Raw genomic sequence first — 19,145 nt, 5'->3', positions numbered from 1 at the left:
CGTCGACTGGGACGGTGGGTGACTCCTATGACAAGGACCGCGCAGTTCCAGGGCATTGGGAAGGCGATCTCATCATCGGACAAGGAGGAACCACTGCACTTGTAACCTGTGTAGAACGCAGTACTCGCTACACCATGATCCGCAAACTAGATGTTCATGATTCCGCCACGACTGTCGATAAGTTGATCGAGATGTTTACCGGCAAAATACGCAACATCACTAAAACTCTGGCCTGGGACCAAGGCGTAGAACTAGCCCAAGTAGACAAGCTGAGCATCGCACGTGGACTAGCAGTCTACTTCTGTGATCCACACTCGCCGTGGCAACGTCCTACCAACGAAAACACCAACGGGCTAGTCAGAGACTTCCTGCCCGAAGGAAGCGACTTTAGTGCCCTGACCGACAAGGATGTCCAACACATTCAAGACCTTCTCAACGGGCGCCCCAGAAAAGTCCTCAACTGGTATAAACCAGAAGAGAAGATACAAGAACTATTCAAGTGATGCATCCACCACTTGAAACCGCCGAACTTTTTTGCTCACGATTTGGCATCTGGGGCGGTTTCGGCCGCATCTTCGGCGCCGTCTGCAGCGGGTTGTGCGCTCCCACCGTCTTGCGGTTGGTCCTCCCACTGCGTGGTAACCGGCCACATCTCGGTGATGGACTCCCATTCTTCCTTCCAGTCCTCGCCGATGGCTTGGTCTTGGAGCATGCGTACCTGCTGGGCAGGCATCGGCGGCTTGGGCCCCAGCTTCGGAGGCAGGACGGGGCGGTTGACCTTGGGGGCGAAGGGGGAAAGCGGCACGCGCGGAATGCGTGGCTTGCGGGCAGCTAGGCGGCTGGCCTGGTGGAACGAGAAGTGGCCCACGCGCTTGATGGTGGCATAAGGGCGGAAGTACTGCGGGCGACGCAGGCGGCGGGCCACGCGTTCGCCCAGCACAACTCCGGCAGCCAGCGCACCGGCGATGGCTAGTGCTCGTGACAGGTTGGTAAAGCCGGAGATCATCTGCTCATTCAGCGAGGCGTACATGCCGCGGTAGAGGGTAAGGCCAGGCAGCATCGGCGTATAGCCCACGATCATTGTGATGAGCGGCGGCATCATGTAGCGGCGCGAGAGCAGGCCGCCGGCCAGGCCCACCGCCGTGGCGGAGATGCCGCAGGCTACGACGTCGCTCACGCCGAAAGGAATGACTACGAAGTAGTAGAAGAGCATACCGGCGCCGGCGGTAAGTCCAGAGACGGTAACCTCAATCCAGGAAGCGCCGCAGGCCAGGGCGAAGGCGCCTGAACCGATGCTGCCGCAGAGGATGAGCAGCGGGACCTGGTGATAGACCGGCGGCGCGAGCGTAGCCAGGGGCGGCAGGGTAAAGCCCATCCAGTCAGAGAACTGAATGCCCACGCCGACGCCGGCGATGATGGCGCCGGTGGCCAGCATGGCTTCGAAGAAGCGAGCGGCCGATGTTACCGGTGCGCGGGTGATGCCGTCGACCAAACATTGCACCAGGGTAAGGCCGGCGACGAGCACAATGATGCCTGAACCAATGATCTGGGAAGGCGAGAAGGTAATGCCGATTCCGGCGGCCATGTTGTAGAGGATCGCCGCCGGTACGACGGCGAGGAATCCGCCCATGATGTTTTGGTAGAAGGGTGGCACGCGGAACTTTGCCGCCCAGGCGTTGACGCCCATAACCAGCAAAGAGACGAAAAACGCCATGACGCCCACCAAGGCGTCGCCGCCGAGCATCACGGAGAGAATGCCGCCCATAACGCCCCAGCCCAAAAGGACGGTGGAGGTGCGATAAGGCGGCTTCATGTTGTTGATCTCGTCCAAGACGCGCTCGGCCATGGCCGGTGGTGTGGCGCCGGAGCGGATCGAGTAGATCAGGCGGTCTACCGCGGAAAGCTTGGAAAAGTCCACCGAAATTGAAGGGGCCACGCGGAAGACGTGTAGGTTACGGCGGTTAGAGCCCGCGCCCATCGCGGTGTGAATGGTGATGGTATTCATCATGATGTCCACATGGCAGTAGTGGAGACCATAGGAAGAAGCCACCAGGTGAATCTGTGCCTTGGCATCGGAGTTGGCAGTGCCGGCGCTGATGAGGACTTCGCCCACGCGCGCAGCGATTTCCATGACACCGGTGACCTGCGCGGCGTCGGTCAGATCGACTGGCGCCAGCGGCGATGGTGGTGGCGCGGCCTTTGCCGCATCGATGGTGGCAACGTAGCCGGAAGAAGCACTAAAACGCTCCCTCAGTGCGGAAATAAATGACACGCAACAAACCCTTAAAAACCGATTGAGACTCTTGCTTGCACTCTATCCGCTGGGGTTGCGCGACGCACGGGCCACCCCAGTGTTTTCGTCCGCTCGCCTGCTCGGGTACGATTCTTCGCAGCGGCTCAATCCGCGGTGCTGGAGTGGCGCAATTGGTAGCGCAACGCACTTGTAATGCGTAGGTTGCGAGTTCAAGTCTCGTCTCCAGCTCAATGGCCCTGGTGAGATTTATTTCTACCGGGGCTAATTTCATTGGAAAGCAACGCCGAGCTTCTGACTTGGCAGTCGCCGACTGAGATTAATACCCCGTGACAATTGTCATCGCCGACTAATGACAATTGCTATACGTACTCTTCGCGGTGTCGCATGAGACTTGAACCATGGCAAACACGGAGTCCACGTTAAGAGTTGAATCACTAACAAAGTCATTTGGTGAGGTTTGTGCAGTAAAGGACCTCAGTTTCTCGATTGAGCGCGGTGAGGTCGTAGCCCTTTTGGGACCTAATGGTGCGGGTAAGACTTCCACCATCGATCTCATCTTGGGTCTAAGCAAACCAGATTCAGGAAACATTGAAGTATGCGGGACGACGCCGCGCAACGCGGTGGTGCTCGGTCGAGTTTCTGCAATGATGCAGTCGGGAGGCCTGCTTCCTAACTTAAAGGTTCGCGAAACGGTTGAGCTTATGGCCAGTTTCCATCGTGATTCCTTAAGCGCAGAGGAAGCGTTAGAACGCGCTGGTGCTGGCGAGTTTGCAGAACGGTACGTGGGTAAATGCTCAGGAGGCCAGCAACAAAAGCTACGTTTTGCAATGGCTTTGGTCAGCAATCCTGAACTCATCGTCTTAGACGAACCTACAGCTGGCGTGGATGTAGAAGCTCGACGCGATTTTTGGGCGAATATACGTGAAGATGCTCGCGAGGGACGAACCGTTATCTTCGCTACCCATTATTTGGAAGAAGCCGACGATTTTGCAGATCGAATCGTGATGATGAATCACGGTGTCCTTGTAGCGGACGGCAGCCCACAGGAGCTACGAGCGCAAGTTTCAGGAAAAACAATTCATGCCAAACTTCAAGCTTCGCAGTCAGAAGTGGAACAAGCATTAAGAGATTTTCCTCAGATATCGCTCGATATGCGCAGGGAAGAATTCGTTTTGGTAGCCGAGGATACTGACAAAATCGCACGCTTGCTTTTAACTCGAGGTCTTGCGAGAGACATCAGCATTACTGCGCGCAGCCTTGATGACGCCTTTATCGACCTAGCTCATCAGGAAAGGTAGATATGTATTTATACAAATTGGAAATGAAGCGCATTTTGCGCAATGTCCGTGGTCTAGTTTTCGTCGTGGTTATCCCCATTGCCTTTCTGTTCATATTTGCTACTGCAGACTATGCACAGCAGGAATATGGGAATGGAAACTGGGCAGCAAATATCTTAATAAGTCTTGCCCTTTATGCTGGGTTAATGGCGACTGCTGGAACTGGTGCAGCAGTCGGCATCGAAAGAGCAAGTGGGTGGAGTCGGCAGCTGCGTTTAACTCCTCTTCGCCCAATTAACTATGTAGGAGCTAAAGCCACAGCGGGATTAGCTCTGAGCGGTATAGCCTTGCTCACGGTTTATATCTGTGGACCGCTGGTCCATGCACACATGCCGGCTCTGGCTTGGGCTCAGTCTTTTGTCATCGCATGGTTGGGCTCAATCATTTTTATGTCTTTTGGGTTGTTCATGGGATACCTTTTGCCTGCAGAGACCACAATGCAGGTAGTTGGGCCTTTGTTAGCGTTGCTGTCTTTCCTCGGGGGAGTATTTATGCCACTGACTCCTGGATCGACTTTCGACAAGATTGGAAGTCTTACCCCGCTCTACGGACTTCATAAGTTGGCGCTTTCGCCGATGGACGCGAGCAACTTTTCGTGGGCTGCAGTGGCCAATGTTGTGGTTTGGCTGTTCGTATTCTTGGTCGGGGCAGCCCGGAAGATGCGCTATGATACGGCTCGGGTTTAGCTAAGATGAAAAAGTGATGACTCGGTATATTACCTGGCCAAACAGTATTTGGGCCATTTTCTGGTTGGCCCTTACTGTTCCAATTCTTTTGACGGTTCGAAGCCACCCGTATCCGGTTTCAAGCGCGGTTCTTGTTCTTTGCTGCGTATTTTGTCTCATTGGTTCCTGGGCTATCGCAATCGATGATCTGCGCCTAGGTGTGATGCGGGTCAATCTCCGTGCAGTTTCGTTGTTAGTGGTTGGAACCTTTCTCGCACTGATCGTGCTTAATCTTGTCGGAACCGATGCGATTCAACTTGCATACTTCATTGCCTCGGCTGTTGCATTTGTATTTCCGTGGCAGGTTTCCCTGCCTTTTACTGCAGTCGCCGCGATAGCGATTCCTCAGTCGCTATGGCCGTTCGGCCACTTGTCTTTGATTACAACCGGCATTGCCTGTTTAGCAAGCCGAATGGCGATTACTAGCCAAGCGCAAAGGAAGATACAGGAAGTTCGATCCCAAGAACTCGAAGTAAACGAAGAGCGCAACCGCATGGCTCGCGACATGCACGATATTTTGGGACATTCTCTCACAACGGTGACACTTAAAGCGGAGCTTGCAAAGAAGCTCATTGAGCTCGACCCGAATACGGCGAAGTCACAAATTGCAGAAATTGAGGAAATCTCGAGGTCTGCGCTGGCAGAAGTTCGCACCGCAATAAATGGCTATCGAGAGCTCAGCCTTTCCGGTGAACTAGCTCGGGCATTAAGCCTCCTTCAAAGCGCAGGTATTAAAGCGAAGATGCCGAATTCGGTAGATGAAGTACAGGTTGATTTGAGGGAAGTGTTTGCTTGGGTAGTGCGTGAAGGGACTACGAATGTTGTCCGACATTCCGGTGCAAAGAGATGCTCCATCAGTCTGACCTCCAAATCTGTATTGATTGAAGACGACGGAGTCGGAATAGCAGAGATAAGGGAAGGAAATGGTCTGCGAGGGCTGCGGGAGCGATGCCAAAATAACGGAGTCGAATTGTGCTTGGGTGAAACCACCATGGGAGGTCTGAAGCTTACAGCCCAGGCCGTTCAAACCGGGCCATGGGCTAAGGAGCATTAATGATAAAAGTGATGCTTGCTGATGATCAGGCTATGGTGCGAGGCGCATTAAGCGCCTTGCTTAGCTTGGAAAGTGACATTGAGGTAGTGGCCGACGTTGGCGACGGAAGCGAGGTCATGGAGGTCGCCTCGGTGGCTTGTCCTGATGTTATTTTGATGGATGTAGATATGCCGAATGTGGACGGTCTGACTGCTACGAAACGCCTTAGAGAAGCGCTACCGCAGGTAAAGATATTGATAGTTACAACGTTCGGGCGCCCGGGTTTCTTGCGTCGCGCGGTTTCCGCGGGAGCACATGGCTTCATCGTTAAAGACGCGCCTGCCGCAGAGCTCGCTGATGCGGTGCGCCGAGTTCACTCCGGCTTGCGTGTAGTTGATCCCAAACTTGCTGCAGATTCTTTTCTATTCGGTGAATCGCCTCTCACCGTTCGAGAATCCGAAGTGCTTCAAGCAGCCGCCGATGGTGCGGTCGTCGCGGAAATCGCGAAGCGGGTTAACTTATCGGAGGGCACGGTGCGCAATCACTTGTCGCGTGCGATGGCTAAGACTGGTGCTGACACTCGTGCAGCGGCAGTAAATCTTGCCATTGAGCGGGGCTGGATTATCAGTTGACGTTGCTTAATCTTTAAGCGGTGCGGTTTGTAGCTTTCCTGAATCTAGGAATTCCAAGACGAGTTCCACTGTCTTTTTGCGAGTAGCTGTGGGTATCTTTCGTTCAGTCAAGTGGTCGTGGACCCAGAGGCCATTGCCAAGGATGGTGGCGATGAGCGCGGTTTGGTCATCAGCTGCCGGATCTGGCAGCCAGCGCTTGTCGACGTCGCGCCATTGTTCCATGAAGTCCGGGTGTTGCTGGGAGTGGATGCTCATCAGCAGTTCGATCAGAGGGTCGTTCTTGCCTAGGGATTGCACGAGTGCGCGCAGGCGTTCCTTTTTGTCTAGCTCCGCGGCCTGCTTGCCGCCGGCTAGCTCTTCGAGTTCCGCTTCCCAGCGCGCGGCGCAGAAGCGGTGGCACTCGATGAGCAGATCGTGGCGGGAAGGAAAGTGATAGATGAGCCCGGACTTTGACATTCCCGTGGCGGTTGCCAGCGCGTCGTAGGTCACGGCATGCACGCCCTCGTTCTCGATGATGGTGAGGGCGGCTTTTAGCACTTCGGTCTTTTTACTGATGCGCGGCATCGTAGCCTCCCGACTTCGGGTTGTTTTTAAACAAATAGCCGGTCACTGCGGCGAAGAGCAGCATCATCGCGAGCAAGCCGCCGAGGGTCGTGAGGTAAGCGTTGTCGTAGGCGGCTGCGGCGAGGTCGTGGGTCGCGGCGTCGTAAAGCGCCTGCATGCCCTCGATATCCGCGGTTAGATTGCGGGAGTAAAGCAAAGGCACAATGGAGCCGGTGATAGCGATGGATAGCAGCGTGCCGAGCTCGTAGGAGACCTCCTCGACGCCTGCGGCCATGCCGGAACGATGGGGTGGTGCCGCGCCGATGATGGCGGTTGAGGCCACGGACATCGTGAGCCCCGCGCCGATGCCCATGCAGAGCAGCCCCGCAACGAAGCACCAAAAGATGCCGTGGTGGCCCGCCCACATCGCGATGGCGATGCCCGCAGCCATGAAAACAAACCCGCCGGCGATGATGGGCAGAAAGCCCCAGCGGTGCAGGTTGGCGCCGCCTAGGGTGGACATCGGAAGTGCCGCAATCGCCACCGCAGAAATGGTGATTCCCGCATGCAGGGGGCTTAAACCATTGACCATCTGCAGCTTCTGCGTGGTGAGCATCTCCAGCCCGGACATGCCAAACATCGCGCCGCCCGCAGCAATGACGCCGCCTGTGAAGACGGGGGAGCGGAAGACATCGAAGGTGAGCATCGGCTCAGAAAGCTGCTTTTGGCGGCGAGCAAACGCGAAGCTGCCGATGCCGCAGGCCACCAGCGCGCCGCCGGCCAGCCCATAATGGGAACCCGCCACCGACTTAATGGCCAGCACCAGGGAAGAAAGCGTAATAAGCGCATAGAGCGAGGATGCGAAATCCCAGTGCTTGTCCGGGTTCGGTTGGTTGGGCGGTGCCAAAAGGAAGGTCAGCAAGAGTGCGACGAGCACGATCGGCACGTTGATGAGAAAGACCGAGCCCCACCAGAAGTGCTCGAGGAGGAATCCGCCGACGGTAGGGCCGGCCGCAGCGCCTACGACCGCAACGGAGGCCCAGATGCCGATCGCGGTGTTGCGTTCGATTTCATCGTCGAAGGTCAGGCGAATCAGTGCCAAAGTAGCGGGCATCATCACGGCAGCGCCGAGGCCCAAGAATGCGCGCGCAGCCACCAAGAACCACGCGCCGGGGGCGAGCGCGGCGGCGAGGGATGCGCTGCCGAAAAGCACAAGGCCGATGACGAACATGCGGCGATGCCCAATGCGATCTCCCAGGGTGCCCGTGCCCAGCAATAAGCCGGCCAGCACTAACGCATAGGCGTTGATGATCCATAGCTGCTGGGTAGAGGTGGTGTGGAGCTGATCCGTCAGTGCCGGGAGGGCGGTGTAAAGGATTGAGTTATCGAGGCCGACCATGAGTAGGCCGAGCGAGATCACGGCAAAGAAAGTCCAGCGCTGTACGGCGGTGGACTCGGTGGTAGTGGCGGTGCTATTGGAATGGACTAAATCGGTGGCGGACATCGTATGAAAATGTACCGAACGTTCATTATAGTTTCAAACGCTCGAATGTGGCCTGTGTTTTGTATCACCAGTCAGGGGGCTTGGTGAGTCTTGAGTAAAAAGCTGGCACAAAGGGGAATTAATAAGGACACTGGATGGAGAAACTATTTACTATTCCTGAAAGAAGTAGTGATATGGCAAAGAATTACGCAGAACAGATCGTAGAAACTCTCGAGGCGCAAGGCGTCGAGCGCATTTATGGTCTGGTTGGTGACTCCCTGAACCCAATCGTGGATGCGGTGCGCCGTTCCTCCATCGAATGGGTCCACGTCCGCAACGAGGAAGCTGCTGCTTTTGCTGCTGAGGCAGACTCTCTGACCACCGGCAAGCTCGCCGTGTGTGCGGCTTCCTGCGGCCCGGGCAACACCCACTTGGTGCAGGGGCTTTACGACGCCCACCGCAACGGCGCCAAGGTTCTGGCCATCGCATCCCACATCCCATCTCGCCAGATTGGCTCCAAGTTCTTCCAGGAGACCCACCCGGAGATGCTCTTCACCGAGTGCTCCGCTTACTGCGAGATGGTCAACTCCGCTGACCAGGGCGGTGTCATTTTGCACCACGCTATCCAGTCCACCATGGCTGGCAAGGGCGTTTCCGTGCTCGTTATCCCAGGCGACGTTTCCACGCAGGAGGCTGAAGATGATACCTTCACCACCTCCACCATCTCCGCTGGACGTCCAGTTGTCTTCCCGGATCCGGCTGAAGCAGCCGCGCTAACCCAGGCTATTAATGAGGCTAAGACCGTCGCGCTCTTCGTCGGTGCTGGCGTCAAGGATGCCCGCGAGCAGGTGCTGGCGCTGGCGGAAAAGATTAAGGCGCCAATCGGCCACGCGCTGGGCGGCAAGATGTACATCCAGTACGACAACCCGTTCGACGTCGGCATGTCCGGCCTTCTGGGCTACGGCGCGGCACACGACGCCACCCACGAGGCCGACCTGCTTATCCTTCTGGGCACCGACTTCCCGTACAACGACTTCTTGCCCAAGGGCAACGTCGCACAGGTCGACATTGACGGCTCCCACATCGGCCGCCGCACCAAGATTAAGTACCCGGTTACCGGTGACGTGGCTGCCACCATCGAGAACATCCTTCCGCACATTGATGAGAAGAAGGATCGCCGCTTCCTCGACAAGATGCTCAAGGAGCACTACAACAAGCTCAACCACGTGGTGGAGGCATACACTAAGAAGGCTGAGAAGATGAAGCCTATCCACCCAGAGTTCGTGGCCAACATCATCGATGAAGAAGCAGCTGACAACGCCGTCTTCACCGTCGACACCGGCATGTGCAACGTCTGGGGCGCTCGCTACATCACCCCGAATGGCAAGCGTGAGCAGATCGGTTCCTTCCGCCACGGCACCATGGCTAACGCACTGCCGATGGCCATCGGCGCACAGGCCGCTAACGAAGGTCGCCAGGTCATCTCCTTCTCCGGTGATGGTGGACTGTCCATGCTGATGGGTGAGCTGCTGACCGTGAAGCTGCACAACCTGCCGGTGAAGACCTTCGTCTTCAACAACTCCTCGCTGGGCATGGTCAAGCTGGAGATGCTGGTCCAGGGTCTGCCAGAGCACGAGACCGACCATGAGCACGTGGATTATGCCGCGATCGCAGAGGCTGCCGGCATCAAGCACATCCACATCGAGGACCCGAAGAAGGCCCGCAAGCAGATTCGCGAGGCCATGGATTTCGATGGCCCGGTTCTGGTTGACATGATCACCGACCCGAACGCTCTTTCCATCCCGCCGACACTGACCTTCGAGCAGCTGCTGGGCTTCTCCAAGGCCGCCACCCGCACCGTCTTTGGCGGCGGCGTTGGTCAGATGCTGCAGCTCGCGCAGTCCAACCTGCGCAACATTCCGCGCCCGTAGGCGGCTAGCCGCTAGTCCGCTACGTACTCCATCGTTTCGAACCGTGCAGTTTCGGGTGTAGCCGTCAAGAACATTTCGGCAAGGCCTGAAGACTGCACCATGGTGTGGAAAGAAAGCGCGTCTTCCTTTTCACTGAGATCAGGAAATGCGCCCCACAGTCTGACCGTCCGCCCGTCATGGAGCTGTCGGTTCCACAAATCCAAGTGGTACCACGTGCTCTCTCCAGAAGGGTCTATGCTCCTGCGGGATTGAATTCCGACTCCGGTGAGAACGGTTCCTTCGGGCAGCATGTCGCTTTCAAAGACCTCGTTGGTGAGTTGGTCGATGAATCGGAACTGTTCTTCGGACAACGTGAGTTTCTTGCGCACTTGGAATCCTTCTTCAGATTGGTTGCCGTGATTGCCATCGGTGAAGTCGACTTGGTGTTCACCTTACGTATTCCGGCCTGGTTGTTGGCGCCGTTGGCTAGGATGGGAGTTCACAGGTGATGTCCAGACTCCCTTCAGTGCCCTTGGAAGGCTGGGTGTCATTATTGCGAAATAGCAACAAGCACTCGCTGAAGGAAGTAACAAGAGCTAATGGACGACAATAAAGAAGTAAAAGTCCTCGTCGTTGATGATGAGCCCAACATCGTGGAGTTACTCACCGTTTCCCTGAAGTTCCAGGGTTTCGAAGTATTCAGCGCAAACTCCGGCACTGAGGCGCTGCGGGTGGCCCGCGAGGTTAATCCTGATGCCTACATCATGGACGTCATGATGCCGGGCATGGACGGCTTCGAGCTGCTTGGCAAGCTGCGTCAGGAAGGCCTCGACGGCCCGGTGCTTTACTTGACCGCAAAGGACAGCGTCGATCAGCGCATCCATGGCCTGACCATCGGTGCCGATGATTACGTGACTAAGCCGTTCAGCCTGGAAGAGGTTATCACCCGCCTGCGCGTTATCCTGCGCCGCGGCGCGAACGTCGATGACGCAAACAGTGACGCCACCATTTCCTATGCTGACCTCACCTTGAATGATGACACCCACGAGGTCACCAAGGGAGGCGAAATCATCGAGCTGTCCCCAACCGAGTTCAACCTTCTGCGCTACCTCATGCAGAACAAGGAAGTGGTGCTGTCCAAGTCCAAGATCTTGGACAACGTCTGGCACTACGACTTCGGCGGCGATGGCAACGTAGTCGAGTCCTATATCTCCTACCTGCGCCGCAAGATCGACACCGGCGATACGCAGCTTATTCATACTGTTCGCGGCGTCGGCTATGTTCTGCGCATGCCGCGTAACTAGTAGTTCGCCACAGTCCTTTTTCGAGTACTAATACATGAGCACTACCCACTCGGCGGCGGAATCTACGCTGCCTGAAACCCCGTCCGTTGCGGTTCCCTCCGGGGAGCGCGCTAAGCGACGCCGCGTGCAGCGCCCCAAAGCGATGCCGCTGCGCACGTGGCTTTTGGTGCTCATGGTCTTGGTCTCTGGCCTCGGCCTGGCGGGTGCCTCTTTGGCGGTGTCCTCGATTATGTCCGACGTCATGTATGGCAACGTCGATGATCAGCTAAAGGATGCCACCAACGGCTGGGCGCGCAATATGAGCAACGACTACTATTTGGGGGACTACTCTAGGCGCCCGCCTACGGAATACGTGGCGCTTAGCTACCTGCCGAATGGCACCGTTTTATACACCGGCCCCAAGACCAGCATGCCGGACGCGAAGAACCTCTACATCGGTGACGAGCCTGCCACCGTCGGTTCCGTTGGAAACGACGAAACCAAGTGGCGCGCCGTGGCCATCAAGGTCGATGGCACCGTGACCGTAGTGGCCAAGGATCTCACCCACGAGCGGCTTATTCTCCGCGGTCTAGCGATCGTGCAAATAATCATCACTGCCGTGGTCATGGGCATTATCGCCGTGGTGGGCATGTGGTTTATCCGCCGCGCGCTGCGCCCGCTGCGCGTCGTTGAAAAGACCGCCTCCGAGATTGCCGCGGGTGACTTGGACAAGCGTGTGCCGGAGTGGCCGAAGCACACCGAGGTTGGTCAGCTCTCGGCTGCACTCAACGTGATGCTGGGTCAGCTGCAGCGCTCAGTTGTCCAAGCTCAAGATAAAGAGGAGCAGATGCGCCGTTTCGTCGGCGATGCTTCCCACGAGCTACGCACCCCGCTGACCAGTTTGCGTGGCTACACCGAGCTTTATCGCTCCGGCGCCACCAAGGATGTGGATCTCGTCTTTTCCAAGATCGATGACGAGTCCAAGCGAATGTCGCTATTGGTGGAGGACCTGCTTTCTCTGACCCGCGCCGAGGGCTCGCGCCTGGACATGCGCACTGTGGATATGCTGGAGCTGGTGCTTTCCGTCGGTTCCTCCGCGCGTGCCGCGTTTGCCGGCCGCCAGATCGACGTGGTTAACGAGACCCACGATATTCCGGTGGTCAAAGGCGACCCTGATCGCCTGCACCAGGTGCTGCTCAACCTCGTCTCCAACGGCATTCGCCACGGTGGCGAGGAAGCCAAGGTCAAACTCACCATCCGCGAAGAGGGCGAGGGCACAGACAAGGCAGTGCTTATCGACGTCGCCGATGACGGCAAGGGCATGTCCCCCGAGGACACCAGCCACATCTTTGAGCGTTTCTATCGCGCGGATTCTTCCCGCACCCGCGATACCGGCGGCTCGGGCTTGGGCCTGGCCATCGTGAAATCTTTGGTGGAGCAGCACGGCGGCAGCATTGCCGTGAGCTCCCAGCTGGGGGAGGGCTCCACCTTTACGGTGCGCCTCCCAGCTTCATAATTAATCGGCCGCTAACGAGGCCTTCTCACGAGGACGCTGCTAGTTAGCGGCGTCCTTCTTCGTCGGTGCCCAAGTGCTGGCGAATACGCGTCGCTGCCTCATCCATGGCGGCAGGATCGGTGGCGTCGGCAGCAAATGCCTTGGCGAAGTCATACTCTTCCATCTTCTCGGTGGGGAAGAGGTGGATGTGGGTATGTGGCACGTCGAAGCCGGCGATGATGTAGCCAGTGCGTGGCGAGTTAAACGCCGTCTTGATAGCGGCGCCAATCTCCAGTGCCACCTCGTTGAGGTGTGCCCAGGTCTGTGGGTCGAGGTCGGTCCACTTATCTATCTCCTCAATCGGAACCACCAGAGTGTGGCCGTAGTTGAGGGGCTCGATGGATAAAAAGGCCACGCAGGTCTCGTCGCGGTAGACAAAGCGTGCAGGCAGTTCACCATTAATAATCTTGGTAAATACAGAAGACATGGTGACTAGGCTACCTCCAGTTAAGATGGACGGCATGCGCATTCTCGTAATTGGCTCGGGCGGCCGCGAACACGCCCTGCTCAAAGGTCTCAAGGCAGATCCACTGACCACTGAACTCCACGTTGCCCCAGGCTCGCCGAACTTCGATTCCCTGGCCACGGTGCATCCTGAGTACTCCAAGGTTGATGACCCAGCACAGATGCTGGAGCTGGCGCAGAAAATTGACGCCGAGCTCGTCGTCGTTGGCCCCGAGGTGCCGCTGGTTGCCGGCGTCGCAGATGAGCTGCGCGCCAACGGCATCGCCGTCTTCGGCCCCTCCAAGGAGGCCGCGCAGATTGAGGGCTCCAAGGCCTTTGCCAAGGACGTCATGAATGCTGCTGGCGTTCGCACCGCTCGCGCGGAGCAGCTGGTGCCGGGGGCTTCCGACGCCGACATTGAGTCCGCCCTCGACCGTTTCGGCCCGCACTTCGTGGTGAAAGATGACGGCCTCGCCGGCGGCAAGGGCGTCGTTGTCACCGACGACCGCGCTGCCGCGAAGGAACATGTAAACGAGGTTCACGCGGCAGGAAACCCGGTCCTGCTCGAGTCCTTCCTCGATGGCCCAGAAGTTTCCCTGTTCTGCTTGGTCGACGGCGAGACCGTCGTTCCGTTGCTCCCAGCGCAGGACCACAAGCGCGCCTACGACAATGACGAAGGCCCCAACACCGGCGGCATGGGCGCCTATACGCCGCTGCCGTGGCTGCCTGCCGACGGCGTGCAGCGCATCGTCGACGAAGTCTGCAAGCCAGTTGCCGCCGAAATGGTGCGCCGCGGCACCCCGTACTCCGGCCTGCTTTATGCCGGCCTCGCGTGGGGCAAGGAGGGCATCGCCGTTGTCGAGTTCAACTGCCGCTTCGGCGACCCAGAAACCCAGGCAGTTCTTTCCATGCTCGAGTCCCCGCTGGCTGAGGCGCTTAACGCCACCGCCACCGGCAAGCTTGCCGAGCTGGACGAGCTGAAGTGGAAGGACGGCTACGCCGTTACCGTCGTCCTGGCCGCTGAGGGCTACCCAGCCTCCCCGCGTAAGGGCGACGTCATCACCGGCCCGGGCCTGGATGATCCGAACAAGGTCCTCCACGCCGGTACCTCGCAAGCCGAAGGCTCGCGCGGTGTTGAAGAGGAAGTCGATGTCATCTCCAACGGCGGCCGCGTGCTCAACGTCCTGGGCCAGGGCGCCACACTCGCCGAGGCCCGCGCCGCCGCCTACGAGGTGCTAGAAGGCCTTAAGTTGGACGGCAGCTTCTACCGTCGCGACATCGGAAAGCGTGCCGAAGACGGCGAGATTTCCATCTAGCTTTTCTCTCGCACCCCCGTATAGCCCAGCTTGCTACCAAAAGGTACAGGCTGGGCTTTGTACATGGAATAATGTTTCCCGTGGCTGAAAAGAAGAACATTTCCAACGTCCTATCCTCCCGCTATGCCTCCGCAGAGCTTTCCAATATTTGGAGCCCGGAGTACAAGATCATCCTGGAGCGCCAGCTGTGGATCGCCGTCATGCGCGCGCAAAAGGATTTGGGAGTCGATATTCCAGCAGAGGCCATTGCGGCCTACGAGTCCGTGGTTGAGCAGGTGGACCTCGAGTCCATCGCTGCCCGTGAGCGCGTAACGCGCCACGACGTCAAGGCCCGCATCGAGGAGTTCAACGCCCTCGCTGGCTTTGAGCACATCCACAAGGGCATGACCAGCCGAGATCTCACCGAGAACGTCGAGCAGCTGCAGATTCATTCCTCGCTGCGCCTCATCCGTGACAAGGCCATCGCGGTCGTCGCGCGCATCGGCAAGCATGCGGCTGCTTACCAGTCTCAGGTCATGGCCGGCCGTTCCCACAACGTTGCTGCTCAGGCCACCACCCTGGGCAAACGCTTTGCTTCCGCAGCCGATGAGATGCTGCTGGGCATCGAGCGCGTCGAATCGCTCCTGGCTGCCTATCCGCTGCGCGGCATCAAGGGCCCGATGGGCACCTCCCAGGACATGCTCGACCTGATGGGCGGCTCCGAGGACAAGCTGGCCTCCCTGGAGACTGCGATTGCTGATCACCTGGGCTTCCACCGCATCTTCAACTCCGTTGGTCAGGTTTACCCACGCTCCCTCGACTTCGACGCCGTTTCCGCTCTGGTTGAGCTGGGCGCCGGCCCGTCTTCCTTGGCCACCACCATCCGCTTGATGGCTGGCAATGAGACCGTCACCGAGGGCTTCAAGGAAGGCCAGGTTGGTTCTTCCGCGATGCCACACAAGATGAACGCCCGTTCCTGCGAGCGCGTGTGTGGCTTCCAGGTCATCCTGCGCGGCTACCTCACCATGGTTGCGGATCTCTCCGGTCAGCAGTGGAACGAGGGCGACGTATTCTGCTCCGTGGTGCGCCGCGTTGCGCTTCCCGACGCCTTCTTTGCCCTCGACGGCCAGTTCGAAACCTTCCTGACCGTGCTGGACGAGTTCGGTGCCTTCCCTGCGATGATCGACCGCGAGCTCGAGCGCTACCTGCCTTTCCTTGCCACCACCCGCATCCTGATGGCGGCCGTGCGTGCCGGCGTCGGCCGCGAGACCGCGCACGAGGTCATCAAGGAAAACGCCGTCGCAGTGGCGCTGAACATGCGCGAAAACGGCGGCGATCAGGACTTGGTCGAGCGCCTTGCCGCCGACGAGCGCCTGCCGATGTCCGCCGAGGACCTGGAGGCTGCCTTGGCCGATAAGCACGCCTTCATCGGCGCTGCGGAGTCCCAGGTCAACCAGGTTCTTACCCGCATCAACAACCTGGTCAGCGAGCACCCGAAGGCCGCCGCTTATACCCCAGGCGAGATTCTCTAAAAGCGAATTAGGATAGGACTCATGCGCCCAGAACTTTCTTCTTATAAGCACCTTGCTTCCGGCAAGGTCCGTGACATCTACGACGTCGACGAGAACACTCTGCTGATGGTCGTCTCTGACCGTATCTCGGCCTACGACCATTCCCTGGACCCGGCTATCCCGGACAAGGGTCGTGTTCTGACCGCGAACTCGAAGTTCTTCTTCGACGTCATCGATTTCCCGAATCACCTCGCCGGCCCGCTCGATGACGAGCGCATCCCGGAGGAGGTGCTGGGCCGCGCCATGGTGGTCAAGAAGCTCGACATGCTGCCTTTCGAGTGCGTCGCGCGCGGCTACCTTACCGGTTCCGGCCTAAAGGAGTATAAGGAAAGCGGTACCGTTTGCGGCATCGAGCTGCCGGAGGGCCTTACCGAGGCCTCCCGCCTGCCGGAGCCGATTTTTACTCCGGCCACTAAGGCGGAGCAGGGCGAGCATGATGAGAACGTGTCTTTTGACGCGGTCGTCGCCAAGCTGGGCAAAGAGCGTGCGGAAGAGCTGCGCGCTGCCACCCTGCGCATCTACTCCGAGGCCGCCCGCATCGCGGAGGAGAAGGGAATCATCCTGGCCGATACCAAGTTCGAGTTCGGTCTCGATGAAAATGGCACCCTGATTCTGGCCGATGAGGTCCTAACCCCGGATTCCTCCCGCTACTGGCCAGCCGATACGTATGAGGAGGGCAAGGTTCAGCCTTCCTTCGACAAGCAGTACGTGCGCAACTGGCTGACCTCGCCGGAATCCGGCTGGGACCAGGCTTCTGATGCCAAGCCGCCGCGCCTGCCTGACGACGTCGTCGAGGCCACCCGTGCGCGCTACGTCGAGGCTTACGAGCGTCTTTCGGGAAACTCCTTCTAAGGCCTAAAGCCTTCGTTACGGTAGGGTTTCGAGAAATCTCACTACAAATAAGCCCCCTAATCTAGCGAGGAGAACATGACTGAATTGACCCCGCCGATTGCCGCAAAACACCCCATCACCCGCGAGTTTCATGGCTGCAGCTTCGTGGATGATTACGAGTGGATGCGGGATAAAGAATCCGCAGAAACGCTCGATTATCTGCGCGCGGAGAATGCTTATACTGAGCAGGAGACTGCGCACCTTGAAGAGCTGACTGAGAACATCTTCCAGGAAGTAAAGTCGCGCGTGAAGGAAACGGACATGTCCGTGCCTTCGCGCAGGGGCCAGTACTGGTATTACGGTCGCTCTGTCGAGGGCAAGAACTATGGCATTAGCTGCCGCGTTCCGGTGACCGAAGGTGCTGACCCGTGGACCGCTCCCGTTATTCCAGAAGAAGGCGCGCCTGAGGGCGAGGAAATCCTCCTAGATGCCAACGAGCTAGCAGAAGGCACCGAATTCTTCGCGATGGGTGCCTCCACCGTCTCTGACTCCGGCAACCTGCTGGCTTATTCCGTGGATACCGCTGGCGACGAGCGTTTTTCTCTGGTCATCAAGGACTTGCGTACCGGTGAGCTGCTCTCCGACCGCCTCGAAGGCATCTTCTACGGTGCGACCTGGGTGGGCGATGACTACATCTTTTACACCACGGTCGATGATGCCTGGCGTCCAGATACCGTCTGGCGCCACAAGGTGGGAACCGCGCAGTCCGAAGACGTGCAAGTCATGCATGAAGCTGACGAGCATTTCAACATCGGCGTCGGCAGTATTCGCAGCGAGAAGTACCTGTTCATCGTTATCGGCTCGAAGCTGACCTCAGAGACCTGGGTGCTGGATCGTACGGACCCGGAAGGCGAATTCCAGGTTCTGTGGCAGCGCGAAGCAGGTGTTGACTACGACGTCGACTATGCCGAGATCGACGGCCAGGCCTATTGGTTTGTCACCCACAACGCCTCAGGCCCGAACTTCACCCTGGCCACCACGCCGCTGGCAGTAGGGGAGGACCTCGCACCGCTCCGCGAGCTCGATGTGCTGATTCCGCATCGCGAGGATGTGCGCCTGGAAGGCGTGGATACCTATCGCGACCAGGTCGTCGTAGGCTACCGCCGCGCCGGCATCGGGCGTGCCGCAATCATGGATGTACGCCATGGTTGGTCCGAATTTAAGGAGTTAAACTTCAACGAAGAGCTCTACACCGTGAGCGTTGGCGGCAACCCGGAATGGGATGCACCGGTACTGCGCGTGAGCTACACCTCCTTCATCCAGCCTTCGCAGCTTTTCGATTACCGCGTCGAGACTGGCGAGTACACCTTGCTCAAGGAACAAGAAGTCCCGGGCGGTTACAACAAGGATGACTACGTTGCTTACCGCATGTGGACGCAGGCTTCCGACGGCACGCAGATTCCGGTCTCCATCGTGCACCGCGCTGATCTTGACCGCACCAAAGCTAACCCGACGCTTCTCTACGGATACGGCTCTTATGAAACCAGCATGGACCCGTACTTCTCCGTATTCCGTCTGTCCCTGATGGACCGCGGGATGATTTTTGCGATGGCGCACGTCCGCGGCGGCGGCGAGATGGGCCGCACCTGGTACGACAGCGGCAAGCTTCTGCAGAAGAAGAACACCTTCACCGACTTCATCGCGGTGGCCGATGACCTCATCGCGCGCGGCGTCACCACCGCAGATCAGATGGTGGCTGAAGGCGGCTCCGCCGGAGGCCTGCTGATGGGCGCGGTGGCAAACATGGCCCCGGACCGCTTCACGGCCATCCAGGCCTCTGTGCCCTTCGTGGACCCGCTGACTTCCATCCTGAAGCCGGAGCTACCGCTGACGGTCATCGAGTGGGAAGAGTGGGGCGACCCGTACCACGACCCAGAGGTCTATGACTACATGAAGTCCTATGCGCCTTACGAGAACGTCACTGCGCAGAACTACCCGGACATTTTGGCGATTACCTCGCTCAACGACACTCGCGTGCTCTACGTGGAACCGGCGAAGTGGATTGCCAAGCTGCGTGATACCGCAAAGGGCGGGCAGTTCCTGCTCAAGACGGAGATGGTCGCTGGCCACGGTGGTGTTTCTGGACGCTATGACAAGTGGCGCCAGAATGCCTTCGAGTACGCGTGGACCATTAACAAGGCCACGGGGTTGAAAGCTTAGACGCTCCTCGCCGCGCGGACTCGCGGTGG

Annotated in this window: 17 protein-coding genes and 1 tRNA gene; 13 read left to right on the top strand and 5 right to left on the bottom strand. The window is 58.3% G+C overall.

The features are described 5' to 3' along the window. On the top strand, positions 1 to 503 hold a 503-nt coding region (locus tag HMPREF2692_RS00885), incomplete at its 5' end, for an IS30 family transposase (RefSeq protein ID WP_141761288.1). Between the two features lie 35 nt (positions 504 to 538). Here HMPREF2692_RS00885 and HMPREF2692_RS00880 read toward each other — a convergent pair. Continuing rightward, on the bottom strand, positions 539 to 2,272 hold the full coding sequence (locus HMPREF2692_RS00880; RefSeq protein WP_083291073.1) for a threonine/serine exporter ThrE: 1,734 nt from the start codon (positions 2,270 to 2,272) through the stop codon (positions 539 to 541). A gap of 137 nt (positions 2,273 to 2,409) precedes the next feature. Between HMPREF2692_RS00880 and HMPREF2692_RS00875 the strand changes: the two genes are divergently transcribed. From HMPREF2692_RS00875 to HMPREF2692_RS00855, 5 genes are all read left to right on the top strand, one after another. After that, a tRNA-Thr gene (locus tag HMPREF2692_RS00875) sits at positions 2,410 to 2,482 on the top strand. A 170-nt stretch (positions 2,483 to 2,652) separates the two neighbouring features. After that, positions 2,653 to 3,552, top strand: a complete 900-nt coding sequence (locus HMPREF2692_RS00870; protein ID WP_070455444.1) for an ABC transporter ATP-binding protein — start codon at positions 2,653 to 2,655, stop codon at positions 3,550 to 3,552. 2 nt (positions 3,553 to 3,554) lie between these two features. Beyond that, the gene (locus HMPREF2692_RS00865) at positions 3,555 to 4,277 is read left to right on the top strand and encodes an ABC transporter permease (protein ID WP_061924599.1); all 723 of its coding nucleotides are present in this window, start codon (positions 3,555 to 3,557) and stop codon (positions 4,275 to 4,277) included. Positions 4,278 to 4,293: 16 nt separating this feature from the next. Continuing rightward, positions 4,294 to 5,370: a sensor histidine kinase gene (locus HMPREF2692_RS00860; RefSeq protein ID WP_082778651.1), complete on the top strand. Its 1,077-nt coding sequence runs from the start codon at positions 4,294 to 4,296 to the stop codon at positions 5,368 to 5,370. Beyond that, positions 5,370 to 5,981 (top strand): response regulator transcription factor, encoded by a 612-nt coding sequence (locus tag HMPREF2692_RS00855; RefSeq protein ID WP_061924591.1) that lies wholly within the window; start codon positions 5,370 to 5,372, stop codon positions 5,979 to 5,981. Before HMPREF2692_RS00860 ends, HMPREF2692_RS00855 begins: the two co-directional genes overlap by 1 nt. A gap of 6 nt (positions 5,982 to 5,987) precedes the next feature. Here HMPREF2692_RS00855 and HMPREF2692_RS00850 read toward each other — a convergent pair whose 3' ends face one another. Together HMPREF2692_RS00850 and HMPREF2692_RS00845 are read right to left on the bottom strand one after the other, a co-directional pair. Next, positions 5,988 to 6,545 (bottom strand): TetR/AcrR family transcriptional regulator, encoded by a 558-nt coding sequence (locus HMPREF2692_RS00850; RefSeq protein WP_061924588.1) that lies wholly within the window; start codon positions 6,543 to 6,545, stop codon positions 5,988 to 5,990. Next, positions 6,529 to 8,028 (bottom strand): MFS transporter, encoded by a 1,500-nt coding sequence (locus tag HMPREF2692_RS00845; protein ID WP_061924587.1) that lies wholly within the window; start codon positions 8,026 to 8,028, stop codon positions 6,529 to 6,531. The genes HMPREF2692_RS00850 and HMPREF2692_RS00845 overlap by 17 nt, the downstream gene beginning before the upstream one ends. A 173-nt stretch (positions 8,029 to 8,201) precedes the next feature. Here HMPREF2692_RS00845 and HMPREF2692_RS00840 point away from each other — a divergent pair, with 173 nt between their 5' ends. Next, on the top strand, positions 8,202 to 9,938 hold the full coding sequence (locus HMPREF2692_RS00840; protein ID WP_061924585.1) for a pyruvate dehydrogenase: 1,737 nt from the start codon (positions 8,202 to 8,204) through the stop codon (positions 9,936 to 9,938). Between the two features lie 11 nt (positions 9,939 to 9,949). Here the strand turns inward: HMPREF2692_RS00840 and HMPREF2692_RS00835 are convergent, their stop codons facing one another. Next, positions 9,950 to 10,306, bottom strand: a complete 357-nt coding sequence (locus tag HMPREF2692_RS00835; RefSeq protein ID WP_061924582.1) for a hypothetical protein — start codon at positions 10,304 to 10,306, stop codon at positions 9,950 to 9,952. Between the two features lie 210 nt (positions 10,307 to 10,516). Between HMPREF2692_RS00835 and HMPREF2692_RS00830 the strand changes: the two genes are divergently transcribed. Then, entirely contained in the window at positions 10,517 to 11,221 is a 705-nt protein-coding gene (locus HMPREF2692_RS00830; protein WP_061924579.1) for a response regulator transcription factor, read from the top strand. 34 nt (positions 11,222 to 11,255) lie between these two features. Next, a complete protein-coding gene (locus tag HMPREF2692_RS00825; protein ID WP_082778650.1) occupies positions 11,256 to 12,716 on the top strand; it encodes a sensor histidine kinase in 1,461 nt (486 codons plus the stop codon). A 43-nt stretch (positions 12,717 to 12,759) separates the two neighbouring features. Here HMPREF2692_RS00825 and HMPREF2692_RS00820 read toward each other — a convergent pair whose 3' ends face one another. Beyond that, the gene (locus HMPREF2692_RS00820) at positions 12,760 to 13,182 is read right to left on the bottom strand and encodes an HIT family protein (protein WP_061924576.1); all 423 of its coding nucleotides are present in this window, start codon (positions 13,180 to 13,182) and stop codon (positions 12,760 to 12,762) included. Between the two features lie 34 nt (positions 13,183 to 13,216). Between HMPREF2692_RS00820 and purD the strand changes: the two genes are divergently transcribed. From purD to HMPREF2692_RS00800, 4 genes are all read left to right on the top strand, one after another. Continuing rightward, positions 13,217 to 14,515 (top strand): phosphoribosylamine--glycine ligase, encoded by a 1,299-nt coding sequence (gene purD, locus HMPREF2692_RS00815; RefSeq protein WP_061924611.1) that lies wholly within the window; start codon positions 13,217 to 13,219, stop codon positions 14,513 to 14,515. A gap of 71 nt (positions 14,516 to 14,586) precedes the next feature. After that, the gene (purB, locus tag HMPREF2692_RS00810; protein WP_061924572.1) at positions 14,587 to 16,026 is read left to right on the top strand and encodes an adenylosuccinate lyase; all 1,440 of its coding nucleotides are present in this window, start codon (positions 14,587 to 14,589) and stop codon (positions 16,024 to 16,026) included. A 21-nt stretch (positions 16,027 to 16,047) separates the two neighbouring features. After that, positions 16,048 to 16,917: a phosphoribosylaminoimidazolesuccinocarboxamide synthase gene (locus tag HMPREF2692_RS00805; RefSeq protein ID WP_061924569.1), complete on the top strand. Its 870-nt coding sequence runs from the start codon at positions 16,048 to 16,050 to the stop codon at positions 16,915 to 16,917. A gap of 75 nt (positions 16,918 to 16,992) precedes the next feature. Further along, positions 16,993 to 19,116 (top strand): S9 family peptidase, encoded by a 2,124-nt coding sequence (locus HMPREF2692_RS00800; RefSeq protein ID WP_061924566.1) that lies wholly within the window; start codon positions 16,993 to 16,995, stop codon positions 19,114 to 19,116. Positions 19,117 to 19,145: the final 29 nt, after the last annotated feature.

It is taken from the genome of Corynebacterium sp. HMSC036D03 (assembly GCF_001836185.1).
Lineage (GTDB): Bacteria > Actinomycetota > Actinomycetes > Mycobacteriales > Mycobacteriaceae > Corynebacterium > Corynebacterium simulans.
Note: the sequence above shows the minus strand (reverse complement) of the source record. Positions and strands in the feature narration are given on the sequence as shown.